This is a genomic window from Nostoc sp. CMAA1605 (assembly GCF_021596505.1).
Classification (GTDB): domain Bacteria; phylum Cyanobacteriota; class Cyanobacteriia; order Cyanobacteriales; family Nostocaceae; genus Trichormus.
This window is the reverse complement of sequence record NZ_PJIZ01000171.1, coordinates 1-2,541: the sequence shown is the minus strand read 5'-3', so window position 1 is coordinate 2,541 and position 2,541 is coordinate 1. Positions and strand designations below refer to the sequence as shown.

Sequence of the window (2,541 nt, the reverse complement as noted above, 5' to 3'; positions counted from 1 at the left end):
TTGCTGAAGTGCCAGGTATGGCCCACACCGGCACGAAAGGTTACTACGTGGCTGTGCGCGTTTCGTTTGATATATTCAGGATTGCCGGAATAATCTTTGTTAGCCCATTGGGTGAGGGTAAGTTCACCCATCCGTTCATCGTAGCTATTGGAATACCCGACATAAGTGTTGATCTCTTGTTTATCATTTGGCTGAAATTGGCCGGAGAAATTGACAAAGTCCTTGGTAGATTCATTGTGATAAGCGGCACCATCTGTGTACTGGTGTCCATAGTTAAGCAATACAGACGACTTGTCTGTACTGGTTCCAAGATGGGTGGTAAGCCGGAGTAAGCCATAGTTTCCGGCCAGTACATCCTGCCCGATGGTTGTTTTGCCCTTTGCGGGTTTTATGGTTTCCAGGTTAACGGCGCCGGCAATCGCGAGGCCATACACGGTACCGGCGGGACCTTTCACTACTTCCACATTACCGATGGAAGAAAAGTCAATATCATCAAATGTGGTAATACCTTCCGCATCGGTAACGGGAATTCCATTCAGGTACAGTTTATAGCCTTGTCCGTCGAAGTTGCTGCTGATACCTCTTGTGCCGCGGGCACCGTTGCCATAACCACGGATATTCAGTTGCTGTCCGCCGGAAATGGAACGCCGGTTCATTGTTACACCGGGCACGTTGCCATTAATGGCATCATCCAGGAACAGACCGGTGCCGCGTTTGAGCTCGGTGGTGCCGAGTTTGGTAATGGATGCCGGTTGGTGAAGAATTGATTTATTCTGCGCCGAGGTGGCAGTGATTTCCACGTTGCCCATCTCCTGGGAAACAGACTGCAGGGATACTGTCAGCGCTTCATCGCAGTTTTTAACAGCGACAATAGTAGTTTCATAGCCTACAAACGAAACAGTGATGTGATTGTATTTGCCGCAATCGATGCGGAAGTTGCCTTCCTGGTCAGTGGTAGCAATTGCTTTTCCGCCTGCGGAAACCGTGGCGCCAGCCAGCGGTGTATTGGTCGATTTATCTTTGATTTTTCCGGAAAGTGTTTTTTGCGCAAATGCTGTGCATACGCATGCGAGCATTGCACACAAGAGTGCAAATTTTCTCATGAGAAACGTTTTGTCGTGAAAGAATGATTACTGGATAAAAAAGCAGTAATCAGGCCTCCGGGGGAGGCGACGTACATTCTTTTATTTCCCGGGAAAGTGTGTGCGTGTACAAACCGTTTTCGGGTGTAGCAGTTGTGGCTGGGGTATGGGTGTACAATCCCACGGGCCGCAAGGTAGCGCCCAGCATCTTAAATAGTTTGTCCAGCAGGCGGGAGTTTTGTTCGGCTTCTTTACGTTCCTGGTTTTTTACATGGTGTACTACCATTGACTCCTCGTGGTCAAAGAGCCCGGTCAGTTTATAATTTCCGTCGGCCGTGCGTGTGATGGATTTTACATCAAACAGTTCAGCACCGATCCAGGCTTCTTTTCCGGGTATAGCCCATTGCAACTGTTGGGCCGGTATGGTTATCGTGTGGAGGAGGGCGTGCTCCAGCCGCTCTTCATTCCTGTGGCGGGCCCGTAATTGTGCGGTATACAGCAGGGATACAAGTACCACCGGCAATATTGCCAGCAGGAGAAAACAGGTTTTGGTAATATGTTGAATGCGTTGGCGCACGTTGTTTCACCGGCGAAGGTATTAATTTTTCCGGCGAACCAGGCTATCCAGGGGGTAGCGTACCTTCATACTGTCCATAACCGATTGTGCATAGCCGGTTATCGCAGCTTTTTCTGCATCCGTGAGCAGGGCGTCCTTGTGTGTCCAGGTATAGGATTTAAGGGGCATTTCGCCTTCTTTCACCATCTCAATTGTTTCTTCCATTTTATGGTACTGGTAGCGAAGGGGCTTATTGGTATATTCATCATAGTTAATATGACGTTTACCATCCTCGATATGTTTATTCATCCACCAATGCACCGGTTGCAGCATGGCGTACCAGGGATAGCGGGTATTATTGCTGTGGCAATCATTGCAGGCTTTGGCAAACACGGCTTTTACGTTGTCCGGCATCGGGTATACAGCACCCACAAAGTTGGGTTGCGGACCGTCGGCTTTATTCTTTTTCGGATGAATAAACTGGATAATCACCAGGACGGCCAGTAAAAAGAGCATGATTTTTTTAAACATGGCAGGGGTTTTATTTCGGTGCTGTCAATATATTTCCGGTCATTTGTTCTGGTACGGGCAGGCCCATGATCGTGAGAATAGTGGGGGCGATATCTCCCAGTTTTCCCGGGTGCAGGATCCCCCTGTATTCATTATCGATCAAAAAAAGTGGTACCGGGTTCAGTGTATGGGCTGTATTCGGCGTGCCATCTTCGTTGATCATGTAGTCTGAATTTCCATGGTCTGCTGTCAGCAAGATCGTGTACCCTTTCGATAATGCCGCCGTTATTACACGTTCGACACATTTATCTACAGTTTCGGCAGCTTTTATGGCCGCTTCCCACACGCCAGTATGGCCCACCATGTCTGCATTGGCATAGTTAATACAGAAAA

General features: G+C 48.6%; 3 protein-coding genes and 1 pseudogene. All 4 read right to left on the bottom strand.

The features are described from left to right. On the bottom strand, positions 1-1,103 hold a 1,103-nt coding region (locus CV014_RS29300; protein WP_236145222.1), incomplete at its 3' end, for a TonB-dependent receptor plug domain-containing protein. 49 nt (positions 1,104-1,152) lie between these two features. Continuing rightward, entirely contained in the window at positions 1,153-1,659 is a 507-nt protein-coding gene (locus CV014_RS29295; RefSeq protein WP_236145221.1) for a hypothetical protein, read from the bottom strand. A 21-nt stretch (positions 1,660-1,680) separates the two neighbouring features. Beyond that, positions 1,681-2,169, bottom strand: coding sequence for a heme-binding domain-containing protein (locus tag CV014_RS29290; protein WP_236145220.1), 489 nt, complete (start codon positions 2,167-2,169; stop codon positions 1,681-1,683). Between the two features lie 10 nt (positions 2,170-2,179). Further along, a pseudogene (locus tag CV014_RS29285) lies at positions 2,180-2,541 on the bottom strand (2,3-bisphosphoglycerate-independent phosphoglycerate mutase); the annotation flags it as partial.